Origin of the sequence: Bradyrhizobium arachidis (assembly GCF_024758505.1) — a bacterium.
Classification (GTDB): Bacteria; Pseudomonadota; Alphaproteobacteria; order Rhizobiales; family Xanthobacteraceae; genus Bradyrhizobium; species Bradyrhizobium manausense_C.
Map to the genome: position 1 here is coordinate 3,427,244 of NZ_CP077970.1, position 22,340 is coordinate 3,449,583.

A 22,340-nucleotide genomic window follows, 5' to 3' on the forward strand; every position below is an offset into this window, starting at 1 on the left:
AGTCCGTTCGCAGCGACTGTCTGTGCTACAAAGGTCGTCACTCCGGCACCTGCTCCGGCAACGCCATCGGTGCCGATCCCTGCGCAGCCTTCTCCGCGCTGAAAATCCAGACCAGTCCGCCGAACGCGCCGACGATGAAGGAGACCGCGCCGAACAGCAGCGAGACGTTGACGCCTTCATTGGCCGCGAGGCCGGCAAAGCCGAACGCCAGCCCCATGGTCGCCTCGCGCACGCCCCAGCCGGCGATCGAGATCGGCATCAGGGTGATCAGCATGACCGGCGGAATGAGCAGGAAGACGTCGCCAAAACCGACTGGCGCGGCGATCGCCTGCACGATGCACCAGGCGATCACGACGGTGAGCACGTGAACGAGCAGCGACAGGGTTGCGACGATCGGTCCGCGCGTCGGGCTGAAAAGCACCCGGTTGGCGATCACGGCGCAGGCGTGAATGTGATGGGTCGCCCACCAGCGCTTCAGCCAGCCCCAGGTCAGGGCGCCGAACACCAGGAAGCCGAGACCGCCGGCGAGCGCTGCAAAGTCCACGAACAGCAATGCCGAACGCCCCTGCGGATCGGTGATCAGGCGATAGCTCCAGGGCAGGCTCGCGACGATCACGATCGCGAGTGCGATCAGCCCGATCGCGCGATCGACGAAGATCGAGTAGGTCGCCGCGCGCCATCCGGCGCCGGCGCGCGCTACCAGCCAGAGCCGTACCGCATCGCCGCCGATTGCGGAGGGCAGGGTCTGGTTGAAGAACGTTCCGATCACGTTGTAGCGCATCGCGCGCGGCAGCTCGAGCGGCGCGCCGCATTCGGCGCTGATCTCGCGCCAGCGCAGCACGCCGACGAAGATCTGCAAAAACGTCACCGCGATCGCCATGGCGATCCAGAACAGGCTCGTCACGGTGAAGCGCGAAACCAGTTCGGATGGATTGACCTTGCGCAGCGCCAGATAGAGCAGCGCCGCTGAAATCACGATCTTGGCCGTCGACAGCAGAATTCGGCGCATCTCGCCCGCGTTTGGACAGGGTTTTTGAGAATAGGCTTAAATCGACGCCGCGCGCCGGATTTGGTCGCTTTGGTATGGTCTTGGCGTCAATCTTGCAATACCCCGATCCTGCAATACTCGTGGCAGGTTTCTTGGCAGGTTTCTTTTGGCAGGTTTCTTGGCCGGCACTTGCGATCCCTGCGATCCGCTGGCTAAAGAGACGCCAGCTGGCGCCACCACACAGGAAGCCTGGGCATACCAGGCTTTGGGAACAGGATGACGGATCAGGCGATTTTGGTTACGGGGGCCGCCGGCTTCATCGGGTTTCACGTCGCCCGCCAGCTCCTGGCCGAAGGCCGGCCGGTGATCGGGCTCGACAATCTCAACAGCTATTATGATCCCGCGTTGAAGCGCGCGCGGCTCGATGTCCTGCGCGCGGAGCGCGGCTTCTCCTTCGAGCAGACCGACCTTGCGGATCGCGAATCCATGGCTGATCTGTTCGGCAAGCACCGGTTTGCGACCGTCGTTCATCTCGGCGCCCAGGCCGGCGTGCGCTACTCGATCGACAATCCGCAGGCCTATGTCGATTCCAACCTGCAGGGCTTTCTCAACGTGCTGGAGGGATGCCGGCACAACGGCTGTCGTCATCTCGTCTACGCATCGTCATCTTCCGTTTACGGCGGCAACACAAAAATGCCGTTCGCCGAGGCCGACAGGACCGATCATCCGGTCAGCTTCTACGCCGCGACCAAGAAGGCCAACGAGGCCATGGCGCAGTCCTACAGCCACCTCTACCGGCTGCCGGTCACGGGATTGCGGTTCTTCACCATCTACGGGCCGTGGGGCCGCCCCGACATGGCCATGTTTCTGTTCGTAAACGCGATCATGGAAGGACGACCGATCCGGCTCTTTAACCATGGCAAGATGCGTCGCGACTTCACCTATGTCGACGACGTCACCCGTGTAGTATCAAGGCTGATCGCACGGATCCCCGCGGACAATCCGGCTGCCGCCAATGCGCCGTCCAAGATCTACAATGTCGGCAACCACCATCCGGAGGAGCTGATGCATGTGGTCGGGCTCATCGAGCGCGCACTGGGCCGGACCGCGATCAAGGAAATGCTGCCGATGCAGCCGGGAGACGTGCCCGCAACCTTCGCCGATGTCGCCGATCTGATGCGCGATACCGGATTTGCACCGTCGACCCCGATCGAAGAGGGCGTCCGCAATTTCGTCGCCTGGTATCGCGACTATTACAAGGTCTGAAATGACGATGAATAAACGTATCATTCCCCTGATCATGTGCGGCGGTGCCGGCACGCGGCTGTGGCCCGCTTCGCGCGAGGTGCGGCCGAAGCAGTTTCTGCCGCTGTTCGGAACGCGCTCGACGTTCCAGGACACGCTGCTGCGCGTCTCGGACGCCTCGCTGTTCGATCGTCCCATCGTCATCACCAATGCGGCCTATCGCTTCATGGTGCTGGAGCAACTCGTCGAGATCGGCATCGAGGCTGACGTCATCCTCGAGCCGATGCGCCGGGACTCTGGTCCAGCGATTGCTGCGGGTGCGGCTTTTGCGCAAACGCGCGACAGCGAGGCTATCGTGCTGGCGCTCGCTGCCGACCATGTGGTGAAGGACGCCGCCGCCTTCGTCGCCGCCTGCCGCCAGGGACTGGTCGCGGCGCAAGCGGGACAGATCGTCACCTTCGGCGTCAAGCCGGAGCGGCCGGCGACCGAATACGGCTACATCAACCCGGGCGAGGTGATCTCCGGCGAGGTGCATGCGGTCGCAAAATTCGTCGAGAAGCCGGACGCCGTGAAGGCATCCGACTATGTCAATTCGGGCTATTTCTGGAACAGCGGCAACTTCATGTTCCCGGCCGCGATGCTGCTCGACGAATATCGCAAGGTCGATGGGGCGAGCGTGCAGGCCGTGTCCGACGCGGTGACCAATGCCGGCCGCGACCTCGGCTTCGTGACGCTGGATCCGACGGCGTTTGGTGCGGCCAAGGCGATCTCGATCGACTATGCCGTGATGGAGAAGACCGCGCGCGCCGCCGTGGTGCCGGTGTCCTGCGGCTGGTCCGATGTCGGCTCCTGGCACGCGGTGTGGGAATTGTCCGACAAGGACGCGCAAGGCAATGCCGCGCACGGCACCGCCGTGTTCGAGGATTCCCGCAACTGCAACGTCACGAGCGATCACGCGCTGGTCGCGCTCGAAGGCGTCGACGATCTCGTCGTGGTGGCGACGGCCGACGCGGTGCTGGTGTCGCGCCAGAAGGATGCCAATGGCCTGAAGCGCCTGGTGACCAAGCTCAAGACGGTCGCGCCGAAGGTCACCGAGGAGCATCTCAAGGTGCATCGGCCCTGGGGCAGCTATCAGTCGGTCGACAACGGCGAGCGCCACCAGGTCAAGCGCATCGTGGTGAAGCCGGGCGGGCGGCTGTCGCTGCAGAAGCACCACCATCGCGCCGAGCACTGGATCGTCGTCCGCGGTGCGGCCCGCGTCACCGTCAACGAGACCGTGAAGACGGTGCACGAGAACGAGTCGATCTACATCCCGATGGGCGCGGTGCACCGGATGGAGAACCCCGGTAAAATCATGCTGGAACTGATCGAGGTTCAGACCGGCAGCTATCTCGGTGAGGACGATATCATCCGGATTGAAGACGACTATCAAAGGTCGTAACCAGCAACCTCGAATCACGCGAACCGGGCCGGCCATGGCGGTATAAGTCGGCGGCTAAGGCCCGGGGAACGTGTAACTTTTTGAATCAAATCGTGTCCGGACAGGTATCTCGGCATTCGCCACATTTGTGGCGACGTGCTAGGAGGGTGGCCGGGGATTTGCGCTGAATCGGGGTTCGAACACATGAGTTCCAAAGCGTCTGCACCGGCCAAGGGGGCCTTGCGCGTCGGCGTCATCGGCGCTGGCGTCATGGGCAGCAACCATGCGCGCGTGCTAGCGGGGCTGCCTGGCGTCAGCCTGGTCGGTGTCGTCGACCCATCGCCGGCGCACCGGACGCGCGCGACCGAGCTCGCCAATTGCGTGAGCTTCGAGAGCCTCGATCAGCTCTTTGCCGAAGGCGTCGATGCCGTCACCGTGGCGGCGCCGACACATCTGCATCACGAGATCGCGCTCGCCTGCATCGCCAAAAAAATTCACGTCCTCGTCGAGAAGCCGATCGCGTCCACGGTCGAGGAGGGGCGCGAGATCGTGACGGCGGCGCAAGCCGCAGGTGTCACGCTGATGGTCGGCCATGTCGAGCGCTTCAACCCGGCGGTCGCCGCCGTGAAGCAGGCGATCGCGGGCGAGGACATCCTGTCGATCGCGATCACCCGTGTCGGCCCGTTCCCGCCGCGCATGTCGAATGTCGGCGTGGTCATCGACCTCGCGGTGCACGACATCGATCTGATCCGCTGGTTCACCGAATCAGACATCGTCGAGGTGCAGCCGCAACTCTCGAGCGCGGTCGCCGAGCGCGAGGACATCGCGCTGCTGCAGTTCCGCACTGCCAACGGCGTGCTCGCCCACATCAACACCAACTGGCTGACGCCGTTCAAGGCGCGCAGCGTCACGGTTGCGACCCGCGACAAATATGTCATGGGCGACCTGCTGACGCGCCAGGTCACCGAATGTTTTGGCTTCAAGCCGGACGGCGCCTATTCGATGCGGCATCTGCCGGTCGGTCATGACGAGCCGCTCCGCGCCGAATTGATCTCGTTCCTCAAGGCCGTTCGCCACGGCGAGACGCCGGCGGTGACCGGTGACGAGGGGGTTGCCAGCCTTGAGATCGCCACGCGCTGCCTGGAGACGCCGAGCCGGCCTGCCGCGGCCTCCGCGACCCGCAAGGGACCGCGCCGCGTCGCCGGCTGATCCCAATCCATGTCGAGCACTCAAATTTCGCAAGGCGCCATGAACCAGCATCTGCGTTCCGATCCCATTCCCTTCATCGATGTCGGCGCGCAGCGCCGCCGGCTCGGCGCCTCGCTCGATGCGGCCGTCAAGCGCGTTCTCGACCATTGCCAGTTCGTCAACGGCCCCGAGGTCGCCGAACTCGAGAAGCAGCTGGCGGCCTATTGCGGCGCCAAGCACGTGATTGGCTGCGCCAGCGGCACGGATGCGCTGTTGATGGTGCTGATGGCGAAGAATGTCGGCCCCGGCGATGCCGTGCTCTGCCCGTCCTTCACCTTCATCGCAACCGCGTCGCCGGCGGCGCGGACCGGCGCAACACCGGTCTACGTCGATGTCGACGAATCGACGTTCAACATGAGCGCCGAGTCCCTGAAGCGCGGCATTGCGACCGCGCGGAAGGCCGGCCTGAGGCCCGCCGTGATCATTCCGGTCGACCTGTTCGGACAGCCCGCCGATCACGACGCCATCGCCGAGATCGCCAAGGCCGAAGGCTTGTTCGTGATCGACGACGCCGCCCAGAGCTTTGGCGCAAGCTACAAGGGCAATAAGCTCGGCACGCTGGCGCTGGCGACCACGACCAGCTTCTTCCCGGCCAAGCCGCTAGGCTGCTTCGGCGACGGCGGCGCGATCTTCACCGATGACGACGAACTCGCCGCCACGCTGCGCAGCATCCGCGTGCACGGCCAGGGCGTGGACAAATACGACAATGTCCGCCTCGGCCTGACCGGCCGGCTCGACACCATGCAGGCCGCGATCCTGATCGAGAAGCTGAAGATTTTTGACGACGAGATCGCCGCCCGCAACAGGGTTGCGGAGCGCTATGCGCGCGGGCTGAGCAACGTGGTCACCGTGCCGCGCCTCGCGCCGGGCAATACCTCGGTCTGGGCGCAGTACACCGTCCGCCTGCCCAAAGGCACCGATCGCGACGGCTTTGCAGCCGCGCTGAAGGCCCAGGGTGTGCCGACCGCGATCTATTATGGCAAGTCGATGCACCAGCAGACCGCCTACAAGCAGTATCCCGTCGCCGAGGGTGGGCTGCCCGGCTGCGAAAGCCTGTCGCAGGACGTCATCAGCCTGCCGATGCATCCCTATCTGGACGAGGCGGCCCAGGAGCGAATCATCGCCGCTGTGCGCGGCGCGATTTCAACCTGATTTCGCCGTTCTTACCCTCTCCCCTTGTGGGAGAGGGTGGCTTCGCGGCACGCGAAGCCGGGTGAGGGGTCTCTCTCCGCACGGAAAGCGCGGAGAGAAACCCCTCACCCGAATGAGTTTGCGTCTACCCGCGGCGATGCCCTCTCCCGCAAGGGGAGAGGGCGCAGCAACGCGCATCGCAAGATGCAATCGACGACCGTCCGATAAATCTCTAGAACGAACGCATGCTCGGACGCATCTTCACAGTCGGCGGATATACGCTGCTCTCGCGGCTGACGGGGTTTGCCCGCGACATCATGCTCGCGGCGATCCTAGGTGCGGGGCCGGTCGCGGACGCTTTCTTCGTCGCGTTGCGTCTGCCCAATCACTTTCGCGCAATCTTCGCCGAAGGCGCCTTCAACGCCGCCTGGGTGCCGGCCTATGCCCATGTCCATGGCGAGAAGGGCGAGGCGTCGGCAAAGCTGTTTGCCGACCGCATCTTCACGCTGCTGTTCGCCACGCAACTCGTGCTGCTGGTCGTGGCCTGGCTGTTCATGCCGCAGGCCATGAGCATCCTCGCACCGGGCTTCAGCGAGGATGCCGAGCAGCGCAAGCTCGCGATCGAGCTGACGCGGATCACCTTTCCCTATCTGCTGCTGATCACGCTCGTGACGCTCTATGGCGGCATGCTCAACGTGATGCAGCGCTTTGCCAGTGCCGCGGCCGCGTCGATCCTCCTTAACGTCGCGATGATGATGACGCTGGCGGTCGCCGTGTGGTTTCCGACGGCCGGACATGCCGCGGCCTGGGGCGTGTTGATCTCCGGCTTCCTGCAATATTTCCTGCTCGCCGGCGATCTCGCGCGCCACGGTGGTCTGCCGCGTTTTGCGCCGCTCAAGCTCGACGAGGATGTGCGCAGTTTCTTCAAGGCGTTGGGACCTGCGACATTGGGATCGATGGGGACCCAGGTCGCGTTGTTCGCCGACACCATCATCGCGACCTTCCTGCCCGCAGGCGCGCTGTCGGCGCTCTACTATGCCGACCGTCTCAACCAGTTGCCGATCGGCGTGATCGGCATCGCCATCGGCACCGTGTTGCTGCCGGAGATGTCGCGGCGGCTGACGGCAAACGACCATGATGGCGCGATGCAGGCGCAGCGCCGCGCCTTCGATTTCACGTTGCTGTTCTCGGTGCCGTTCGTGGCGGCTTTCCTCACCGTGCCCAATGAGATCATGCGCGCGCTGTTTGCTCGCGGCGCATTCTCCAAGGCCGATGCGGCCGCTGCTGGCGCCACACTCGCGGCCTATGCCATCGGCCTTATTCCGTTCGTGCTGATCCGTAGCGCAGTCGCGACCTTCTATGCCCGCAAGGACACGGCGACGCCGGTTCGGGCATCGCTGACAGGCATCGCGGTCAACGTCGCGCTGAAGTTTGCGCTGATGGGAACGTTGGCGCAGATTGGTCTTGCGCTGGCGACCGCCGTCGGCGTCTGGACCAATCTGCTCTTGGTGCTCTTCTTCGCCGTGCGTCGCGGCTTCCTCGTGCTCGATCGCGCTTGGCTGCTGTCGCTCGCGAAGTTCCTGTTGACAGGCGTCGTCCTTGCCGCGGCCTTCTGGCTGATCGCGCGCTTCAGCGCGACCAAATTTGCTCCCACGCAGCCCTTCCGGGACGAATTGACGCTGGTGCTGCTCGCCGTCGGCGGCACGGTCGTCTACGCGCTCGCGATCCTCGCACTGTTCGGCCGCCGCTGGCTGCTCTCGTTGGTGCGCGGCTAGACGAGCCTCAACGAAGTTATTTCTGCGCCACCTGCACCTGTCGTAGCGCGGCCAAGAGGCCAGCGCGCAGCTTCGGAGACGGGGCTGTGTCGCGGGCGACGGTGGAGAGGTGCAGGTCGATCCACGTGCCTGCCTCGACCCGCTCGGCCCGCAAATTGGACTGGACGGCGCCTGGTACGGAGACATCGAATGCCACCACCTCCCACGCGCCCTCCCGCAGCATCTCGACCCGGATTGGTGCGCGGGCGCCGGCGAAGGCTGGAGAGCGCGATTCGCCGTCTCAGAACGCTTTGAGCCCCTTGTAATTCTGTGCGGGCTCGAGCCAGCCGCTGACGATCAGCAGCGGCTCCTTCCGGGTCAGCTTCAAGTAATTGGGCTTGGCGCTCGCCGTATCTTGAACGAGCAAAGGGTCGGAGATTTTCACGAGCACCTTGCTTTGCGGCACCGTAAATGTGAACGGGCCTTCGGACCGGGCCACGCCGCTCGACGCGATGAGCGCGCCGATACAAATCGCGCACAGCAGCGCAAATCCAGGCCCGGCATGTGATCGCATGACTCCCCCTTTTCAAAATCGCGCAAAATCATAGCCTGCGCCGGAATTCACGCATACTCGCATCGTCCGTGCAGGCGTGCGGCGAGGCGCTCGCCTCCAGGATGCAAGGAAGTTCTGCACATCCCTTGATTTTGCGCTGTCGCCGTGGTATTGGCGCCGCATGATCAAATCGTGGCGCACCCTCAACTGCAACCATGTGACCCGCTTCGGCTGGGCGGTGGGAGGAGTCGCGCGCTAGGAATCTGACGACGACATCTTTTCACCAGGCCCCGCCGGCATCGGACGGGGCCTTTTGTTTGGCCACGCTCCCTGCCGGCACAACAGCAGGAGCATCCCATGCCACCCCAACAGACGAACGTCGCGTCCGAGGCCGGGCGCGATGCCACAGCGTTCCGCATCAAGCCCTCCAGCGCGTTGCCGAAAGGCGTAATGCGCGAGGCTGCACGCCTCAATGCGTCGATGGCAATCTCGGAAACGGAGGCTGCTCGACCCGGCGCGGCATCGACGCGAAACGTCCTGGGCCTGATTGGGCGATATTGGCTTGCGTTTCAAGAGCGGCGCCGGCGCCAGCGCTTGAACACTGCCCTGCACGAGCTGAGTGACAGGGAGTTGATGGATATCGGCTTGACGCGCGCTGACATCGACTACGTCACGCCTCAACGATCCATCGATACGCTCAGAGACAGTACGGCGCATTTGTGGAGTCGTGGTGTGATGTAATTGATCAGCCGCCACATGCCGGTTTCGTGACGCCGGGCCTCGCCCCGCATCCGTGCGGGGCGATGCTTTTCCCGGCCTGCGACCAATGGGTATGGGTAAAGCCGTTTGCGCTATCCGTTTTTCCGCTGCAATATGGCGGCAAAACAACCAATAGGAAACGGAGACAAGATGGCTGCTCCCATCAAGTTCGGCGTCGGTCAAAGCGTGCTTCGCAAGGAGGACGACGCGCTGATCCGCGGCAAGGGCCGCTACACCGACGATTATGCGCCGCAGGCAGCCCTTCGCTCCCTGGTGCTGCGCTCGCCGCATGCCCACGCCAAATATACGATCGATGTGAGCCGCGCCCGCGGGCTTCCCGGCGTCGCGCTGATCCTGACTGCCGACGATGTCAAGGATCTCGGCAACCTGCCGTGCCTGTTCAACCTCGAGACCGACCCGTTCACGGGACCGCCATATCCGATCCTGGCCAAGGACGAGGTGCGCCATGTCGGCGATTCCGTCGCCTTCGTGGTGGCCGAGACCATCGACCAGGCCCGCGACGCCATCGAGGCGATCGAGGTCAAGTGGACGCCGCTGCCGGCGGTGACCGGCGTCGTCAATGCCGTGAAGAAGGGTGCGCCGCAGGTCTGGCCCGACAAGCCCGGCAACGTCCTGTTCGACGTCTCGATCGGCGACAAGACGGCGACGGAAGCTGCCTTCGCCAAGGCGCATGCGGTGGCCGAGATCTCCATCGTCAATCCGCGCGTGGTCGCAAGCTTCATGGAGACCCGCGCGGCCGTGTGCGAATACGACGCGAAACACGACCATCTGACGCTGACGGTCGGCAGCCAGGGCAGCCATCGCCTGCGCGACATCCTCTGCCAGAACGTGCTCAATATCCCGACCGACAAGATGCGGGTGATCTGCCCCGATGTCGGCGGCGGTTTTGGTACAAAACTGTTTCCCTATCGGGAATACGCCCTGATGGCGGTCGCGGCGCGAAAACTGCGCAAGGCTGTGAAATGGGCGGCCGACCGCTCCGAGCATTTCATGGGCGATGCGCAGGGCCGCGATAATGTGACCACCGCCAAAATGGCGCTCGCCGAGGACGGCAAATTCCTCGCGATGGATTGCGACCTGATGGGTGACATGGGCGCCTATCTGTCGACCTTCGGGCCGTATATCCCGCATGGCGGCGCCGGCATGCTGCCCGGCCTTTATGACATCCAAGCCTTCCACTGCCGCGTGCGCACCATCTTCACCCACAGCGTGCCGGTCGATGCCTATCGCGGCGCGGGTCGCCCTGAGGCGGCCTATGTCATCGAGCGCCTGGTCGATGCCTGCGCGCGCAAGCTCGAGATGACGCCCGATGCGATCAGGCGCAAGAACTTCATTCCGACGAAGGCGCTGCCCTACAAGACCGCGACCGGCAAGGTCTACGATTCCGGCGACTTCGCCGCGCATCTGAAGCGCGCGATGGAGATCGCCGAATGGAAGGAGTTTGGAAAGCGCGCCAAGGCCGCGAAGAAGCAGGGCCTGATCCGCGGCATCGGGCTCGCGAGCTATGTCGAGATCTGCGGTGTGATGGGGGAGGAGACCGCCAACGTGCGGCTCGATCCCAATGGCGACGTCACCGTCCTGATCGGCACCCAATCAAGCGGCCAGGGCCACCAGACGGCTTACGCACAGATCGTTGCCGAGCAGTTCGGCCTGCCGCCGGAGCGCGTGCACGTTCACCAGGGTGACACCAAGGAGATCGCGACCGGGCTCGGCACCGGCGGCTCGGCCTCGATTCCCACTGGCGGCGTCTGCGTGGAGCGCGCCACGGGCGAGCTCGGCAAAAAGCTGAAGGAGATTGCGGCGCAGGCGCTGGAGGCCAGCGCGGGCGACCTCGAGATTTCCGGCGGCGTGATCCGCATCGCCGGCACCGACCGGTCGATCTCTTTCGCCGATCTCGCCAAGCGCCCGGGCGCCGATCCGTCCAAGATGAACGGCAGCGCGACCTTCGCCAGCGCCGATGGCACCTATCCCAACGGTACGCATCTGGCGGAAGTCGAGATCGACCCGGCCACCGGCATCATCAAGATCGTCAACTACGTGATCGTCGACGATTTCGGCAAGACGCTCAATCCGCTGCTGCTCGCGGGCCAGGTGCATGGTGGTGCCATGCAGGGCATCGGTCAGGCGCTGATGGAGCAGGTGGTCTATGGCGCGAGCGACGGCCAGCTCATCACCGCGACCTACATGGACTACGCGCTGCCGCGTGCGGCTGATGGTCCCGCCTTCATCTTCGAGACCCACAACGTCCCCTGCAAGACCAATCCGCTGGGCGTGAAGGGGGCGGGCGAGGCCGGCGCGATCGGCTCCTGTCCCGCGGTGGTCAACGCCATCGTCGACGGCCTCTGGCGCGAGTACAAGATCGACCACATCGACATGCCGGCGACGCCGGAGCGGGTGTGGGTCGCCGTCAACGAGCATCATCGCCGTCACAGCCTCTAGAGCCTTTTCCGTTCCGATAAAATCGGAACGAGGCTCTAGAGTCTTGTTATGACGCGTTTTCTTGACGCGAACCGGTATCCACTTCGCTTGAAAACGCTCTCAACCTTGATCTCCGCGTGCGGGAATAAACGCCCGCCGCGGGGTTCTACTCAGGGATGGCTGTTAATGCCCGCGAGGCGGGCGGGGCGGCCGCACCGTCAACGCCTGCGAGCGGGAGAGACTTTTCAATGAAGCGGATGATTGTTGTCATGGGCACCCTTCTGTTGGGTGCGGGCGCCGTGATGGCGCAGCAGGAGATTGCGGTTAAGCAGGACAATCTGATGCGATCGCAGGCCAAGAGCATGTACGGGGTCATCCTGAAGATGACCAAGGGGGAGATCCCCTACGACCAGAAGGCCGTCGACAATGCTATTGCCAGCCTGGAGGCCGACGTCGGCAAGATCGCAAAAACCTTCGAGGTCAACCCCAAGCAGGACGTGGTCGACGCGACCTACGGCTCGTCGCCAAAGGTCTGGCAGAACAAGGCCGATTTCGACTCCAAGATCCCGCCGGTGCAGAAGGCGATTGCGGACGTCAAGGGCAAGATCAAGGACGTCGCGAGCCTCAAGGCCGCCTATACGAGCATCAACGACCGTTGCAGCGACTGCCACGAGACGTATCGGCTGAAGCTGAAGTAGGCACGCGAATCCGCGTCATTGGTTCGCGTTGAGCAGCAGCTCCGTGATGCGGTTGTCGGCGCGGCGAAGCCGCCGACAAAGCTCGCGGTTGATGTTCAAGAGCACCATTACATAGGCCTGGATGTCGGCCTTGTAGCATTTGTAGAGTTCCCGTGCCGTGAGCTCATAGAGCACGGTCGGGTTCTGTGCGACGACGGTGGCCGACCGGTTCTGCATCTCGATCAGCGTCATCTCGCCGAAAAAATCGCCGGGTGCCAGACTCGAAATGGGAATTGCGCGTCCCGAATCCGCACGCTTGCTCACCACGAGCTCGCCGGAGTGAACGATGAACATCGAGCGCCCCGGATCTCCTTCCGCGACGACAATGGCGCCTGCATCGAAGTTGCGTTCGACCAGCATTGAGACCAGGAGATCGAGGCTTGCGTCCGAGAGGCCACCAAAGAAGGGCGTGGCGAGCAAAAATGCTTTCAGATCGGGGGAGCTGACAGCCATCGAGCCAATATACTCCCGCTCCCGGCGGCGGCAAGCGAGCCCGCCGCACTCTCGTGCCCCGGACGCAGCGCAGATGCGCTGCTGAGCCGGGGCCCATCTCACGGCGCGCGGCTGTGCGGCCATTTGGGTCCCGGCTCGGCGCCGCAACGCTTACGCGCTGCAGCGTCGGATACGAAAAGGCCGGCCGCTCTTTCGAGCGCCGGCCTTGCTGGCAATGTGCCGAAGCGTCTGGTGCTTCGCTTACTTCATCACTTACTTCATCACTTGGCCGCGGATCTCGCCGCCGGGGTTCGCCGCGGTGTGGATGTTGATGTAGTACTTGCCGGCCATGAGGTCGGCGGCCTGCGCGTCGGTGAGCGTGGCTTCGCCCTTGACCGGGCTCGTTCCGGCATTCGGGATCGCGACTGCAACGCCGGCGTTCTTGCCGGCCTCGGCGGGTCCGTGGAAATGCGCCGCGGTTGCCGGGCCCGACAGGCCAGAATAGGTCACGGTCCAGGTGAGCTTCTTGCTCGCGGCGTCATAGGTCAGCTCGGCCGTTCCGTTGCCGCCGGTGGTCGTCGCCGGCACTTCGGATTTGCCGTCCAGCGTCGCCTTGAGCGCGTCGGCCGCGCCGGCCTGACCGGCGAACGCAACGGCCACTCCAAGGGCAAGCGTGGCAAAAATGACCTTTTTCATGGTTCTCTCCCTGTTGACGTCAATGGTGGCAATTTCCAAACAGTGCGGCGTGGAATTTATTCCCGCTTTCGGGTCAGGCCATCTAAATTATTCGTGGCTGGAGCGATCGCGGTATGACCCCTATGTTCGCAGGTCTTCGATGAAGGCCTTATGAATGCGACGAACGCTCCTTGCCGCTCTGCTTGCCGCTGCCGCGGCGCTCGGTCTCTATTGGTGGTTCACCGCGCCCGCAGCGCTCGCATTGCCTGCGGCATCGCGCGCGCCCGATCTCGTCAACGGGCAGGAGGTCTTCAACGCCGGCGGCTGTGCGTCATGTCATGCCGTGCCGAACCAGGGCGATCGTTTGCGGCTCGGTGGCGGCCTGCCGATCAAGTCTCCGTTCGGCACCTTCTATGCCCCGAACATTTCCTCTGATACCACTGATGGAATCGGACGCTGGAGCGAGGCCGATTTCGTCAATGCGGTAATGAACGGCGTCTCGCCGCAAGGCGCGCATTATTTTCCGGCGTTTCCCTACACGTCCTATCGTCGCGCCAGGATCGATGATGTCAGAGATCTCTTCGCCTATCTGAAGACGCTGCCGGCCGTCTCAGGCCGCGTGCGCGATCACGACCTGCCGTTTCCGTTCAACATCCGCCGCAATGTCGGCGTCTGGAAATTGCTGTTCATGGACGACAGGCCGTTCGTGGCAGATAGCACGCAAACCGCGCAATGGAATCGCGGCGCCTATCTCGTGAATAGCTTTGGGCATTGCGCCGAATGCCACAGCCCGCGCAACCTCCTCGGCGGGCTCATCACGGCGCAGCGTTTTGCCGGCGGCCCCAATCCGGAAGGCGAGGGCTGGGTGCCCAACATCACGCAAAAGGGGATCGGGGAGTGGAGCGAGAAGGACATCGCCGATTTCCTCGAGACCGGCGACATGCCCGAGGGCGACAGCGCCTCCGGCGCCATGCGGCCGGTGATCAAGAACCTCGCGCAGCTCACACCTGAGGATCGCGCCGCGATGGCGGCCTATCTGAAATCGCTGCCGCCGGTCGAGGGGCCGAAGCCGCCGCCGCGCAAGCCGACGGGGGGGTAGATTCTTGTTTTGACGCGTTTTCTTGACGCGAACCGGTGCCCACTTCGCTCGAAAACGCTCTAGCTGCCCCCGAACGCCTTGAAGGTGATGATGGTGAGAGTGTCCTGGATGCCCGGCAGCACCTGCACCTTCTCGTTGATGAAGTGGCCGATGTCGGTGTCCTTGTCGACGTAGAACTTCACCAGCAAATCGTAATTGCCCGCCGTGGAATAGATTTCCGAGGCGATCTCGGCTTCGGCGAGCGCGTTGGCGACCGTGTAGGACTGGCCGAGCTTGCATTTGATCTGGACGAAGAAAGGAACCATCGCGTTACTCCGAAAGCATGATTTGGCGGCTAATAGGCCAAAAACAGGAGGCTTTAGCAAGCGAACTTGCTGACTGCGGGCATGCGCGAAGTCGCCGAAGAGAACACCAGCATCAAAGGACGTCGTCCCTGGCCACGACGCGAGCTGGAGGTCGTTGCGAATCGCGGCTTGCAACGCGCTCTCGAAGACGCGTTCGTCCGATCCGGGGCATCGCAGTGCACAACAGCCCCGCACGTCATCTCGACATCCCCAACCCCGTTTTGCGAGGGCATTGAGGACCCGGAGCGGAACCCCATATTTCCGGCAAGGGAGTTCTGGCTGTGCAGACGGTAAAGGCGACGCTCGTTGCGGCGATAGCAGTCGTCGCTCTGGTTGTCTCCCTCCTTCCCTGCCTAGCGGAGGAGACGGGCCCTCTTGCACTGAACGTTTCGATCGAGGGAGCGATCGGACCAGCGTCGGCCAGCTACGTGAAGGAGGCTCTGGCCAAGGCAGGCGAACGACGCGCCGAGATGGTCATTCTGCGTCTGAATACGCCGGGCGGTCTCAACACCAGCATGCGCGAGATCATTGCAGATGTGCTCGCCTCGCCCGTTCCTGTCATCGGTTACGTCGCTCCCTCCGGAGCGCACGCGGCGAGCGCCGGCACCTATATTCTTTACGCGACCCATATCTCGGCGATGGCGCCGGGCACCAATATCGGTGCCGCGACGCCGGTGCAGATTGGCGGTCCGATACCGGGCCTGCCGAGCGGCACTCCCGACAAGGAGCGCAAGGACAAGAAGGATGGCGACAGCCAGCCCGAGCCGAAGGACGCGATGACGGCCAAGGCGACGAACGATGCCGTCGCCTTCATCCGCAGCCTCGCCGAACTGCGTGGCCGCAATGCGGACTGGGCCGAGAAAGCGGTCCGCGAGGCCGCCACGCTCTCCGCCAACGGCGCGTTACAGGCAAGTGTCATCGACCTCATCGCACGCGACCAGGCGGACCTGCTCAGGCAGCTCGACGGTCGTGTGGTGGAAGTTGCAGGCGGCAAGACGCAACGACTGGCGACAAAGGATGCCGTGGTCGAGACGATCGATCCCGGATGGGTCTCGCGATTCCTCGCCGTGATCACCGATCCCAACGTCGCGTTCATTCTCCTGATGGTTGGCGTTTACGGGTTGATCTTCGAATTCATGTCCCCCGGCGCGGTCGCCCCGGGAGTCGTCGGCACGATCTGCCTCCTGCTGGGTCTCTACGCCCTCAACATGCTGCCGATCAACTATGCCGGCCTTGCCCTGATGCTGGTTGGGATCGTGCTTCTCGCCATCGAGGCTTTCAACCCGACCGTCGTGATCGGCCTTGGAGGGCTCGTCGCCTTTGTGCTGGGCGCGCTCATGCTGTTCAGGGTCGAGGCGCCCGGCTACCGGCTGTCATGGACGGTCGTTGCCATCGTCGCGGCGACACTCGTCGGCTTTGTTCTCGTCGTGTTCGGCGCGCTTCTGCGCGTTCGCGGTGGTCCAGTCAGGGTAGGCGCGCAAGCCATGCGAGGCCTGTCTGCCGAGGTCCTCGATTGGTCCGAGAATGAAGGTCACGTCTTCGCGCATGGGGAGCGCTGGCAAGCGCGCGGCGCCGAAGCGTTCAAGCCGGGCGAGGAGGTCGAAGTCGCCAACATCATCGATCTGACGCTAGTGGTGCGGCGCGCGCCCGCACGGACCGACGGAGGCACTTCATGACGCTCGATTATTTGACCTATGCAGCGGTCGTGCTGCTCGTCATCATTTTTTTGACCCAGGCGATTCGCATCCTGCGGGAATATGAGCGCGGCGTCGTCTTCACGCTCGGCCGCTTCACCGGAGTGAAGGGCCCGGGCCTGATATTGCTGATCCCCGTCGTGCAGCAACTCGTGAAGGTCGATCTCAGGGTGATGGTGCAGGTCGTCCCGCCCCAGGACGTGATCTCGCGCGACAACGTCTCGGTCAAGGTCAACGCCGTTCTCTATTTTCGTATCGTCGATGCCGAGCGCGCCATCATCAAGGTCGGCGACTACATGGCCGCGACGAGCCAGCTCGCGCAGACCACGTTGCGCTCGGTCCTTGGCAAGCATGAACTCGACGAGATGCTCGCGGAACGAGACAGGTTGAACGCCGACATCCAGGAGATCCTCGACAAGCAGACCGACGTCTGGGGCATCAAGGTCACCTCGATCGAGATCAAGGATGTCGACCTCAACGAAACCATGGTGCGCGCGATCGCCAAGCAGGCCGAGGCGGAACGGCTGCGGCGCGCCAAAGTGATCAACGCAGTAGGCGAGCAGCAGGCCGCCGAAAAGCTGGTCGAGGCCGGCAGGATCCTCGCGCAGGAGCCGCAGGCGATGCAGTTGCGCTATTTCGCCGCGCTGCATGACATCGCGGGCGAGCGGTCCTCGACCGTGGTCTTTCCGCTCCCGATGAATCTGCTCGACCATCTTAGCCCGCGGAGCTAGCCACGGATGCCGCCAAAGCCTCCCTGAGCCGCTTTGCCAGCTCGGCCGTCCGATAGGGCTTGGTCAGAACGATCGATTGCGCGTGCGCACGTCCCTGATCGACCAGGGTCTCCAGAGGGTAGCCGGAGGAGAACACCACGGGCAGGCCAGGGCGGATCTGGCGGGCCTGGTCGCCGAGATCCCAGCCGCTCATGCCTCCAGGCATGATGATATCGGTGAACAGCAGGTCGATGTCGGCATTGGTGCGCAGCAGGTGCAGGGCCTCGCTGCCGTTGACGGCGGCGATCACGCGATAGCCGAGCGCTTCGACCCTGAGGATGACGGAGGAGCGAACGAACGGATCGTCCTCCGCGATCAGGACCGTCTCATGGCCACGGGGCACCGCGTGCTCGCTATCGGGGACGGTGCCAAGCGAATGCTCGGCGGCTGCATTCGGCAGATAGATCCGCACCGTCGTCCCCAATCCGCTCTCGCTATAGATGGAGACGTGGCCGTTGGACTGTTTGGCAAAGCCATAGACCATGCTCAGGCCGAGGCCAGAGCCCTTGCCGACCTCCTTGGTCGTGAAGAACGGCTCGAAGGCGTGCTCGATGACCTCGGCGGTCATGCCTTCGCCGTCGTCGGTGACGGAGATCAAGGCGTAGCTGCCGGATATGACCTCCGGATGCAGGGTGCGGTAGTGGTCGTCGATCGACGATATCTCCGCGCTGAGCGTCAGATGACCGCCGCCCGGCATCGCATCCTGCGCATTGAGGGCGAGGTTGAGCACCCCGGATTCGAGCTGGGCCCGGTCCGCATAGGCCAGGATGGTGCCGGGACCGAAGGCGGTCTTGATCTCGATGTTCTCGCGCAAGGTGCGCTTGAGCAGCTTGTGCATGGAATCGAGCAACTGCCGGCAATCGATCGCCTGCGGTTGCAGAAACTGCCGGCGGCTGAATGCCAGCAGCCTCTGGGTCAGCTCCGCGCCGCGCTCGCCGGACTGGCAGATATCCTCGGCGAACCGCCGCAGGTCGGGCCGAGCCTTGAGCTGCTCGCTCAGGTGCTCGGCATTGCTGACGATGACTGTGAGCAGATTGTTGAAGTCGTGGGCGATGCCTCCGGAGAGCTGGCCGACGGCCTCCATCTTCTGCGCCTGCTGAAGCTGCTGCTCGGTCAACTTGCGCGCGGTCAGGTCGTGAACGATGCCGACGAAGATCGGCTCGCCGTCCTGCAGCGCGCCACCGACCGACAGATCCACCGGGAATGTCGATCCGTCCTTGCGAACGCCGAGGCCCTCGCCGCCATCGCGGAAGTAATTTTCATGCGCTGCACCCTGGTCGGCGGGCAACAGGAGTTTGACGTTTTGGTTGAGGACTTCGTCGGCGCGATAGCCGAACAGGCGCTCGCAGGCCGGGTTGAACAGCAGGATGCGATCGTCCGCATCGAACAGCATGACGCCGTCGACGGCGGTCTCGACCACGGCGCTGAGCCGCGCCACGCTCTCGCGCAGCGCGCGCTGGGCTTCGCTCACCTGCCGCAGCAGCATGGATGTGTCGCGGTTCTTGGTCTCCTCCTCCTGCAGCGCGGCCTGGACCTGGCGGAGCTCGAACGGGGAGGGGATCGTCAGGATCTTTGGCAGCAGCGGCCAGAGCGCGCCGGCCGTGAAGATGGAGGCCGCCGCCGTCAGCGCCTTGACCAGTCCCTCGATGCCGTAGGCCGGCACCCACAGCGTATAGATCGACAGGATGTGGGTCAGCCCGCAGGCCATGATGAAGACCGCAAACGCCCAATAGACCCAACCGAATTTGAGGTCGCGCCGCTTGGTGACCAGGATCGCCAGCGCGAAGGGGATCGAGAAATAGGCCGCGGCGATCAGTGCGTCCGATACCACATGAAGCCAGATCAGCTCAGGCTCCCACAACAGGCAGATCCCGTGTGGGGAGAGCATCGAGGAATCGAGCAGACGTTGGAGGAAGGCCCACATGATTGATCCTCACAGGCGTGCAGGCCGGGGACGCGGCCAGCCCCGCGGTCCCGCGGGCAGCGGTTCCGCATGCGTTCAACGTCTCATTCATCGATGCGTGGGCTAAATGCCAACCCAATTTTTTGCACCGTGCGCACGGTTGGGGGACGACAATCCCGCGGCAGACGGCCGTACGCATCTGATTCGCGGCCTGCGCTTGCCGGCCACCGGCGCTCGCGCTAGGACGTGCGATCACCCCCGTTCATCCCAAGCGAGCGTCCGGCGATGACGACACCGATAGCGCTGACAATTGCAGGCTCCGATTCCAGCGGCGGCGCGGGCATCCAGGCCGACCTCAAGACCTTTGCCGCGCTCGGCGTCTACGGGGCCTCCGCGATCACGGCGCTGACCGCGCAGAACACGACTGGCGTCACCGGCATCCACGCAGTGCCGGCCGATTTCGTCACCGCGCAGATCGATGCCGTGCTCTCCGATCTCGCGGTCGGTGCAGTCAAGATCGGCATGGTGGCGCAGCCCGGCAGCATCGAGGCGATCGCCGCCGCCCTGACGCGCTGGTCACCGCGGCACATCGTGCTCGATCCCGTGATGGTCGCGACCTCCGGCGATCGGCTGCTGGCGACTGAGGCGGTCGAGGCATTGCGCAGAAGACTCATTCCGCTCGCCTCGGTGATCACGCCGAACCTGCCCGAGGCGGCCGCGCTGCTGGACACGCCGATCGCAACCAGCGAGGCCGAGATCGAGGGCCAGGGGCGGCGCCTGCTCGCGTTCGGCTGTCGCGCCGTGCTGATCAAGGGCGGCCACGGGCAGGGGGCTGACAGCATCGACTATCTCGTCAGCGGCGACGGCACGATCGCACTGTCGGCGCCGCGCGTTGCCACCAAGAACACCCACGGCACCGGCTGCTCGCTGTCATCGGCGGTCGCAGCAGGCCTTGCCAAGGGCGAGGACCTCGAGCAAGCCGTGCGCGATGCCAAGCGCTGGATCAGCGCGGCGATTGCGGCTGCAGACCGCTTTGCCGTCGGCCACGGCCACGGGCCGGTGCATCATTTCCATAAATTCTACTGAGTGCGGCGGCCGCGTTCGTGCGGCCATCGCCTCGCCCCATGTCGCCAGATTGTCGCACGCGGCTGGTATCCGCTGAGTGCGCGAGGCGAAATATGATTCGTATCTGCAAGCGCCTCGCAGGTTCGAAAATCGTCATCCCCCTGTCACGGGACATTGTTACAGGCTGATGTATGGGAAGTTACGATATGAGTGACGAGAGTCCCGAACGGCGCTTCCGGACCTTGTTCATCTCCGACGTTCATCTCGGAGCCCGCGGTTCGCAAGCCGATCTTCTCCTCGACTTCCTGCGCTACCACGACGCCGACACCATCTACCTCGTCGGCGACATCGTCGACGGCTGGGCGCTGAAGTCAGGCTGGTACTGGCCGCAATCGCACAACGATCTCGTGCAAAAGCTGCTGCGGAAAGCGCGCAAGGGCGCCAAGATCGTCTACATCCCCGGCAATCACGACGAGTTCTTGCGCAACTATTACGGCACGCATTTCGGCGGCATCGACGTGGTCGAGAACACCGTCCACACCGGCGCGGACGGCCGGCGATATCTCGTGATCCACGGCGACATCTTCGACCTCGTGGTGCAGAACGCGCGCTGGCTCGCCCATCTCGGCGACAAGGCCTACGACTTCGCGATCCAGATGAACCGCTTCGTCAACTTCTTCCGGCGGCTGTTCGGCGTGCCCTATTGGTCGCTGTCGCAATGGGCGAAGCTGAAGGTCAAGAACGCCGTCAACTATATCGGCGCGTTCGAGCAGGCCCTCGCCGCAGAAGCGCGGCGGCACGAGGCCAATGGCGTGATCTGCGGCCACATCCACTACGCCGTGATCCGCGACGAGGGGGACATCCGCTACATGAATTGCGGCGACTGGGTGGAGAGCTGCACGGCGTTGGTCGAGCACGACGACGGCCATTTCGAGATCATCACCTGGGCCGACCAGTTGCAGAAGGCAGCACCCATCGTGCCGGTGCCAGCACGGGCGGCATAATGAGGATACTGGTCGCGACCGACGCATGGCATCCCCAGGTCAACGGGGTAGTTCGGACGCTGACCAAGCTGGCTGACGCGGCCAAATCGCTCGACGTCGAATTTTCGTTCCTGACGCCGCAATCGTTCCGCACCTTCGCGATGCCCAGCTATCGCGACGTGCGGCTGGCGATGCCGCGGCCGGCGCGGATCGCGCGGCTGATCGAGGAAGCCCGGCCCGACAGCATTCATGTCGCGACCGAAGGGCCGATCGGGTTGATGGTGCGCCGCTACTGCCTGCAGCGCGCGTTGCCGTTCACGACGAGTTTTCACACCCGCTTTCCCGAATATGTCCGGGCGAGGGTGCCGGTTCCGGAGTCGCTGATCTGGCGGGCGCTGCGCCGCTTCCACGGCGCGAGCCGGGCCGTGATGGCGGCGACACCAGCGCTGGTGCGCGAGCTCGGCGAACGGGGATTTGAAAATGTCGTGCTGTGGCCACGCGGCGTTGACACAAAACTGTTCCATCCCCGCGCCATCGACCTCTGCCTGCCGGCGCCGGTGTTCCTCTGCGTCGGCCGTGTCGCGGTGGAGAAGAACCTGGAGGCGTTCCTCGCGCTCGATCTGCCCGGCACCAAGGTGATCGTCGGAGACGGCCCGGCGCGGGCCTCGCTGGAGCAGGCCTATCCCGATGCTATTTTCCTCGGCGAGCGGCACGGCGAGGCGCCGGCTGAAATCTATGCAGCGGCTGATGTTTTCGTGTTCCCCAGCCGGACCGACACCTTTGGCCTGGTGCTGCTGGAAGCGCTGGCGAGCGGCCTGCCGGTCGCGGCCTTCCCGGTGAAGGGGCCCCGGGACGTGATCGGCGAAGCGCCGGTCGGCGTGCTGGACGAGGATTTGCGCAACGCCTGTCTCGCCGCGCTCGATATTTCCCGGCAGGCCTGCGTCGAATTCGCCGCTGACCATACCTGGGAGGCCTCGGCGCGCGCTTTCGTCGACAGCATCCTGGCTGTCGGTGCGGTGCTGCCCCCTGCCGGCGGGCTGGAACATCAGCGTTTCGTGGCCTGATATCCAAGACCCTATATCTAAGACCGTCACGCGGGGG

General features: G+C 64.1%; 20 protein-coding genes. 14 read left to right on the forward strand and 6 right to left on the reverse strand.

Annotated features, from left to right (window positions below; all coding sequences use genetic code 11):
• Positions 1–37: 37 nt before the first annotated feature.
• Positions 38–1,009, reverse strand: coding sequence for a lysylphosphatidylglycerol synthase transmembrane domain-containing protein (locus tag KUF59_RS15400; RefSeq protein ID WP_212457570.1), 972 nt, complete (start codon positions 1,007–1,009; stop codon positions 38–40).
• Between the two features lie 255 nt (positions 1,010–1,264).
• On the opposite strand from KUF59_RS15400, the gene KUF59_RS15405 reads away from it, so the two are divergent.
• From KUF59_RS15405 to murJ, 5 genes are all read left to right on the forward strand, one after another.
• Entirely contained in the window at positions 1,265–2,254 is a 990-nt protein-coding gene (locus KUF59_RS15405) for an NAD-dependent epimerase (RefSeq protein ID WP_212457569.1), read from the forward strand.
• Between the two features lie 7 nt (positions 2,255–2,261).
• Positions 2,262–3,674, forward strand: coding sequence for a mannose-1-phosphate guanylyltransferase/mannose-6-phosphate isomerase (locus KUF59_RS15410; protein ID WP_258769656.1), 1,413 nt, complete (start codon positions 2,262–2,264; stop codon positions 3,672–3,674).
• Between the two features lie 183 nt (positions 3,675–3,857).
• Positions 3,858–4,862 (forward strand): Gfo/Idh/MocA family protein, encoded by a 1,005-nt coding sequence (locus tag KUF59_RS15415; RefSeq protein ID WP_212457567.1) that lies wholly within the window; start codon positions 3,858–3,860, stop codon positions 4,860–4,862.
• A 39-nt stretch (positions 4,863–4,901) separates the two neighbouring features.
• A complete protein-coding gene (locus KUF59_RS15420; protein WP_212457797.1) occupies positions 4,902–6,053 on the forward strand; it encodes a DegT/DnrJ/EryC1/StrS family aminotransferase in 1,152 nt (383 codons plus the stop codon).
• A 224-nt stretch (positions 6,054–6,277) separates the two neighbouring features.
• Positions 6,278–7,807 (forward strand): murein biosynthesis integral membrane protein MurJ, encoded by a 1,530-nt coding sequence (gene murJ / locus KUF59_RS15425; RefSeq protein ID WP_212457566.1) that lies wholly within the window; start codon positions 6,278–6,280, stop codon positions 7,805–7,807.
• Positions 7,808–8,087: 280 nt separating this feature from the next.
• Here murJ and KUF59_RS15430 read toward each other — a convergent pair whose 3' ends face one another.
• Positions 8,088–8,360 carry a hypothetical protein gene (locus KUF59_RS15430; protein WP_258769657.1) on the reverse strand — a complete coding sequence of 91 codons (273 nt, stop codon included), beginning with the start codon at positions 8,358–8,360 and terminating at the stop codon, positions 8,088–8,090.
• 336 nt (positions 8,361–8,696) lie between these two features.
• Between KUF59_RS15430 and KUF59_RS15435 the strand changes: the two genes are divergently transcribed.
• From KUF59_RS15435 to KUF59_RS15445, 3 genes are all read left to right on the forward strand, one after another.
• Positions 8,697–9,080, forward strand: coding sequence for a DUF1127 domain-containing protein (locus tag KUF59_RS15435; RefSeq protein WP_212457564.1), 384 nt, complete (start codon positions 8,697–8,699; stop codon positions 9,078–9,080).
• Positions 9,081–9,248: 168 nt separating this feature from the next.
• Positions 9,249–11,558: a xanthine dehydrogenase family protein molybdopterin-binding subunit gene (locus KUF59_RS15440; protein ID WP_212457563.1), complete on the forward strand. Its 2,310-nt coding sequence runs from the start codon at positions 9,249–9,251 to the stop codon at positions 11,556–11,558.
• 227 nt (positions 11,559–11,785) lie between these two features.
• Complete coding sequence (locus KUF59_RS15445; RefSeq protein ID WP_212457562.1) at positions 11,786–12,235, forward strand: c-type cytochrome; 450 nt, start codon at positions 11,786–11,788, stop codon at positions 12,233–12,235.
• Between the two features lie 15 nt (positions 12,236–12,250).
• On the opposite strand, the gene KUF59_RS15450 is transcribed toward KUF59_RS15445, so the two are convergent.
• Entirely contained in the window at positions 12,251–12,727 is a 477-nt protein-coding gene (locus tag KUF59_RS15450; protein ID WP_212457561.1) for a Crp/Fnr family transcriptional regulator, read from the reverse strand.
• 252 nt (positions 12,728–12,979) lie between these two features.
• Positions 12,980–13,402, reverse strand: coding sequence for a CHRD domain-containing protein (locus tag KUF59_RS15455; RefSeq protein ID WP_212457560.1), 423 nt, complete (start codon positions 13,400–13,402; stop codon positions 12,980–12,982).
• Positions 13,403–13,556: 154 nt separating this feature from the next.
• On the opposite strand from KUF59_RS15455, the gene KUF59_RS15460 reads away from it, so the two are divergent.
• The gene (locus KUF59_RS15460; RefSeq protein ID WP_212457559.1) at positions 13,557–14,480 is read left to right on the forward strand and encodes a c-type cytochrome; all 924 of its coding nucleotides are present in this window, start codon (positions 13,557–13,559) and stop codon (positions 14,478–14,480) included.
• Between the two features lie 59 nt (positions 14,481–14,539).
• Here the strand turns inward: KUF59_RS15460 and KUF59_RS15465 are convergent, their stop codons facing one another.
• A complete protein-coding gene (locus KUF59_RS15465) occupies positions 14,540–14,785 on the reverse strand; it encodes an Lrp/AsnC ligand binding domain-containing protein (protein WP_212401007.1) in 246 nt (81 codons plus the stop codon).
• Between the two features lie 320 nt (positions 14,786–15,105).
• Between KUF59_RS15465 and KUF59_RS15470 the strand changes: the two genes are divergently transcribed.
• Both KUF59_RS15470 and KUF59_RS15475 read left to right on the forward strand, forming a co-directional pair.
• Positions 15,106–16,500: an NfeD family protein gene (locus KUF59_RS15470; RefSeq protein WP_212457558.1), complete on the forward strand. Its 1,395-nt coding sequence runs from the start codon at positions 15,106–15,108 to the stop codon at positions 16,498–16,500.
• On the forward strand, positions 16,497–17,249 hold the full coding sequence (locus KUF59_RS15475) for a slipin family protein (RefSeq protein WP_212457557.1): 753 nt from the start codon (positions 16,497–16,499) through the stop codon (positions 17,247–17,249). Before KUF59_RS15470 ends, KUF59_RS15475 begins: the two co-directional genes overlap by 4 nt.
• On the opposite strand, the gene KUF59_RS15480 is transcribed toward KUF59_RS15475, so the two are convergent.
• Positions 17,233–19,212, reverse strand: a complete 1,980-nt coding sequence (locus KUF59_RS15480; RefSeq protein ID WP_258769658.1) for a PAS domain S-box protein — start codon at positions 19,210–19,212, stop codon at positions 17,233–17,235. The two genes, KUF59_RS15475 and KUF59_RS15480, sit on opposite strands and share 17 nt — an antisense overlap.
• A gap of 264 nt (positions 19,213–19,476) precedes the next feature.
• Between KUF59_RS15480 and thiD the strand changes: the two genes are divergently transcribed.
• The 3 genes from thiD (at position 19,477) to KUF59_RS15495 (ending at position 22,303) form a co-directional block, all read left to right on the forward strand.
• A complete protein-coding gene (gene thiD / locus KUF59_RS15485; RefSeq protein WP_212457555.1) occupies positions 19,477–20,277 on the forward strand; it encodes a bifunctional hydroxymethylpyrimidine kinase/phosphomethylpyrimidine kinase in 801 nt (266 codons plus the stop codon).
• Positions 20,278–20,447: 170 nt separating this feature from the next.
• Positions 20,448–21,260: a UDP-2,3-diacylglucosamine diphosphatase gene (locus tag KUF59_RS15490; protein ID WP_212457554.1), complete on the forward strand. Its 813-nt coding sequence runs from the start codon at positions 20,448–20,450 to the stop codon at positions 21,258–21,260.
• The gene (locus KUF59_RS15495; protein WP_212457553.1) at positions 21,260–22,303 is read left to right on the forward strand and encodes a glycosyltransferase family 4 protein; all 1,044 of its coding nucleotides are present in this window, start codon (positions 21,260–21,262) and stop codon (positions 22,301–22,303) included. Before KUF59_RS15490 ends, KUF59_RS15495 begins: the two co-directional genes overlap by 1 nt.
• Positions 22,304–22,340 lie beyond the last annotated feature (37 nt).

Excerpts from the sequence above, each read along its gene's own strand:
- murJ (WP_212457566.1), top strand. The coding sequence starts at position 6,278 with ATGCTCGGACGCATCTTCACAGTCGGCGGATATACGCTGCTCTCGCGG.
- KUF59_RS15445 (WP_212457562.1), top strand. The coding sequence starts at position 11,786 with ATGAAGCGGATGATTGTTGTCATGGGCACCCTTCTGTTGGGTGCGGGC.
- KUF59_RS15495 (WP_212457553.1), top strand. The coding sequence starts at position 21,260 with ATGAGGATACTGGTCGCGACCGACGCATGGCATCCCCAGGTCAACGGG.
- KUF59_RS15475 (WP_212457557.1), top strand. The coding sequence starts at position 16,497 with ATGACGCTCGATTATTTGACCTATGCAGCGGTCGTGCTGCTCGTCATC.
- KUF59_RS15410 (WP_258769656.1), top strand. The coding sequence starts at position 2,262 with ATGAATAAACGTATCATTCCCCTGATCATGTGCGGCGGTGCCGGCACG.
- KUF59_RS15450 (WP_212457561.1), bottom strand. The coding sequence starts at position 12,727 with ATGGCTGTCAGCTCCCCCGATCTGAAAGCATTTTTGCTCGCCACGCCC.
- KUF59_RS15435 (WP_212457564.1), top strand. The coding sequence starts at position 8,697 with ATGCCACCCCAACAGACGAACGTCGCGTCCGAGGCCGGGCGCGATGCC.
- KUF59_RS15405 (WP_212457569.1), top strand. The coding sequence starts at position 1,265 with ATGACGGATCAGGCGATTTTGGTTACGGGGGCCGCCGGCTTCATCGGG.
- KUF59_RS15400 (WP_212457570.1), bottom strand. The coding sequence starts at position 1,009 with ATGCGCCGAATTCTGCTGTCGACGGCCAAGATCGTGATTTCAGCGGCG.
- KUF59_RS15420 (WP_212457797.1), top strand. The coding sequence starts at position 4,902 with ATGAACCAGCATCTGCGTTCCGATCCCATTCCCTTCATCGATGTCGGC.
- KUF59_RS15440 (WP_212457563.1), top strand. The coding sequence starts at position 9,249 with ATGGCTGCTCCCATCAAGTTCGGCGTCGGTCAAAGCGTGCTTCGCAAG.
- KUF59_RS15455 (WP_212457560.1), bottom strand. The coding sequence starts at position 13,402 with ATGAAAAAGGTCATTTTTGCCACGCTTGCCCTTGGAGTGGCCGTTGCG.
- KUF59_RS15430 (WP_258769657.1), bottom strand. The coding sequence starts at position 8,360 with ATGCGATCACATGCCGGGCCTGGATTTGCGCTGCTGTGCGCGATTTGT.
- thiD (WP_212457555.1), top strand. The coding sequence starts at position 19,477 with ATGACGACACCGATAGCGCTGACAATTGCAGGCTCCGATTCCAGCGGC.
- KUF59_RS15460 (WP_212457559.1), top strand. The coding sequence starts at position 13,557 with ATGCGACGAACGCTCCTTGCCGCTCTGCTTGCCGCTGCCGCGGCGCTC.
- KUF59_RS15490 (WP_212457554.1), top strand. The coding sequence starts at position 20,448 with ATGGGAAGTTACGATATGAGTGACGAGAGTCCCGAACGGCGCTTCCGG.
- KUF59_RS15415 (WP_212457567.1), top strand. The coding sequence starts at position 3,858 with ATGAGTTCCAAAGCGTCTGCACCGGCCAAGGGGGCCTTGCGCGTCGGC.
- KUF59_RS15465 (WP_212401007.1), bottom strand. The coding sequence starts at position 14,785 with ATGGTTCCTTTCTTCGTCCAGATCAAATGCAAGCTCGGCCAGTCCTAC.
- KUF59_RS15480 (WP_258769658.1), bottom strand. The coding sequence starts at position 19,212 with ATGTGGGCCTTCCTCCAACGTCTGCTCGATTCCTCGATGCTCTCCCCA.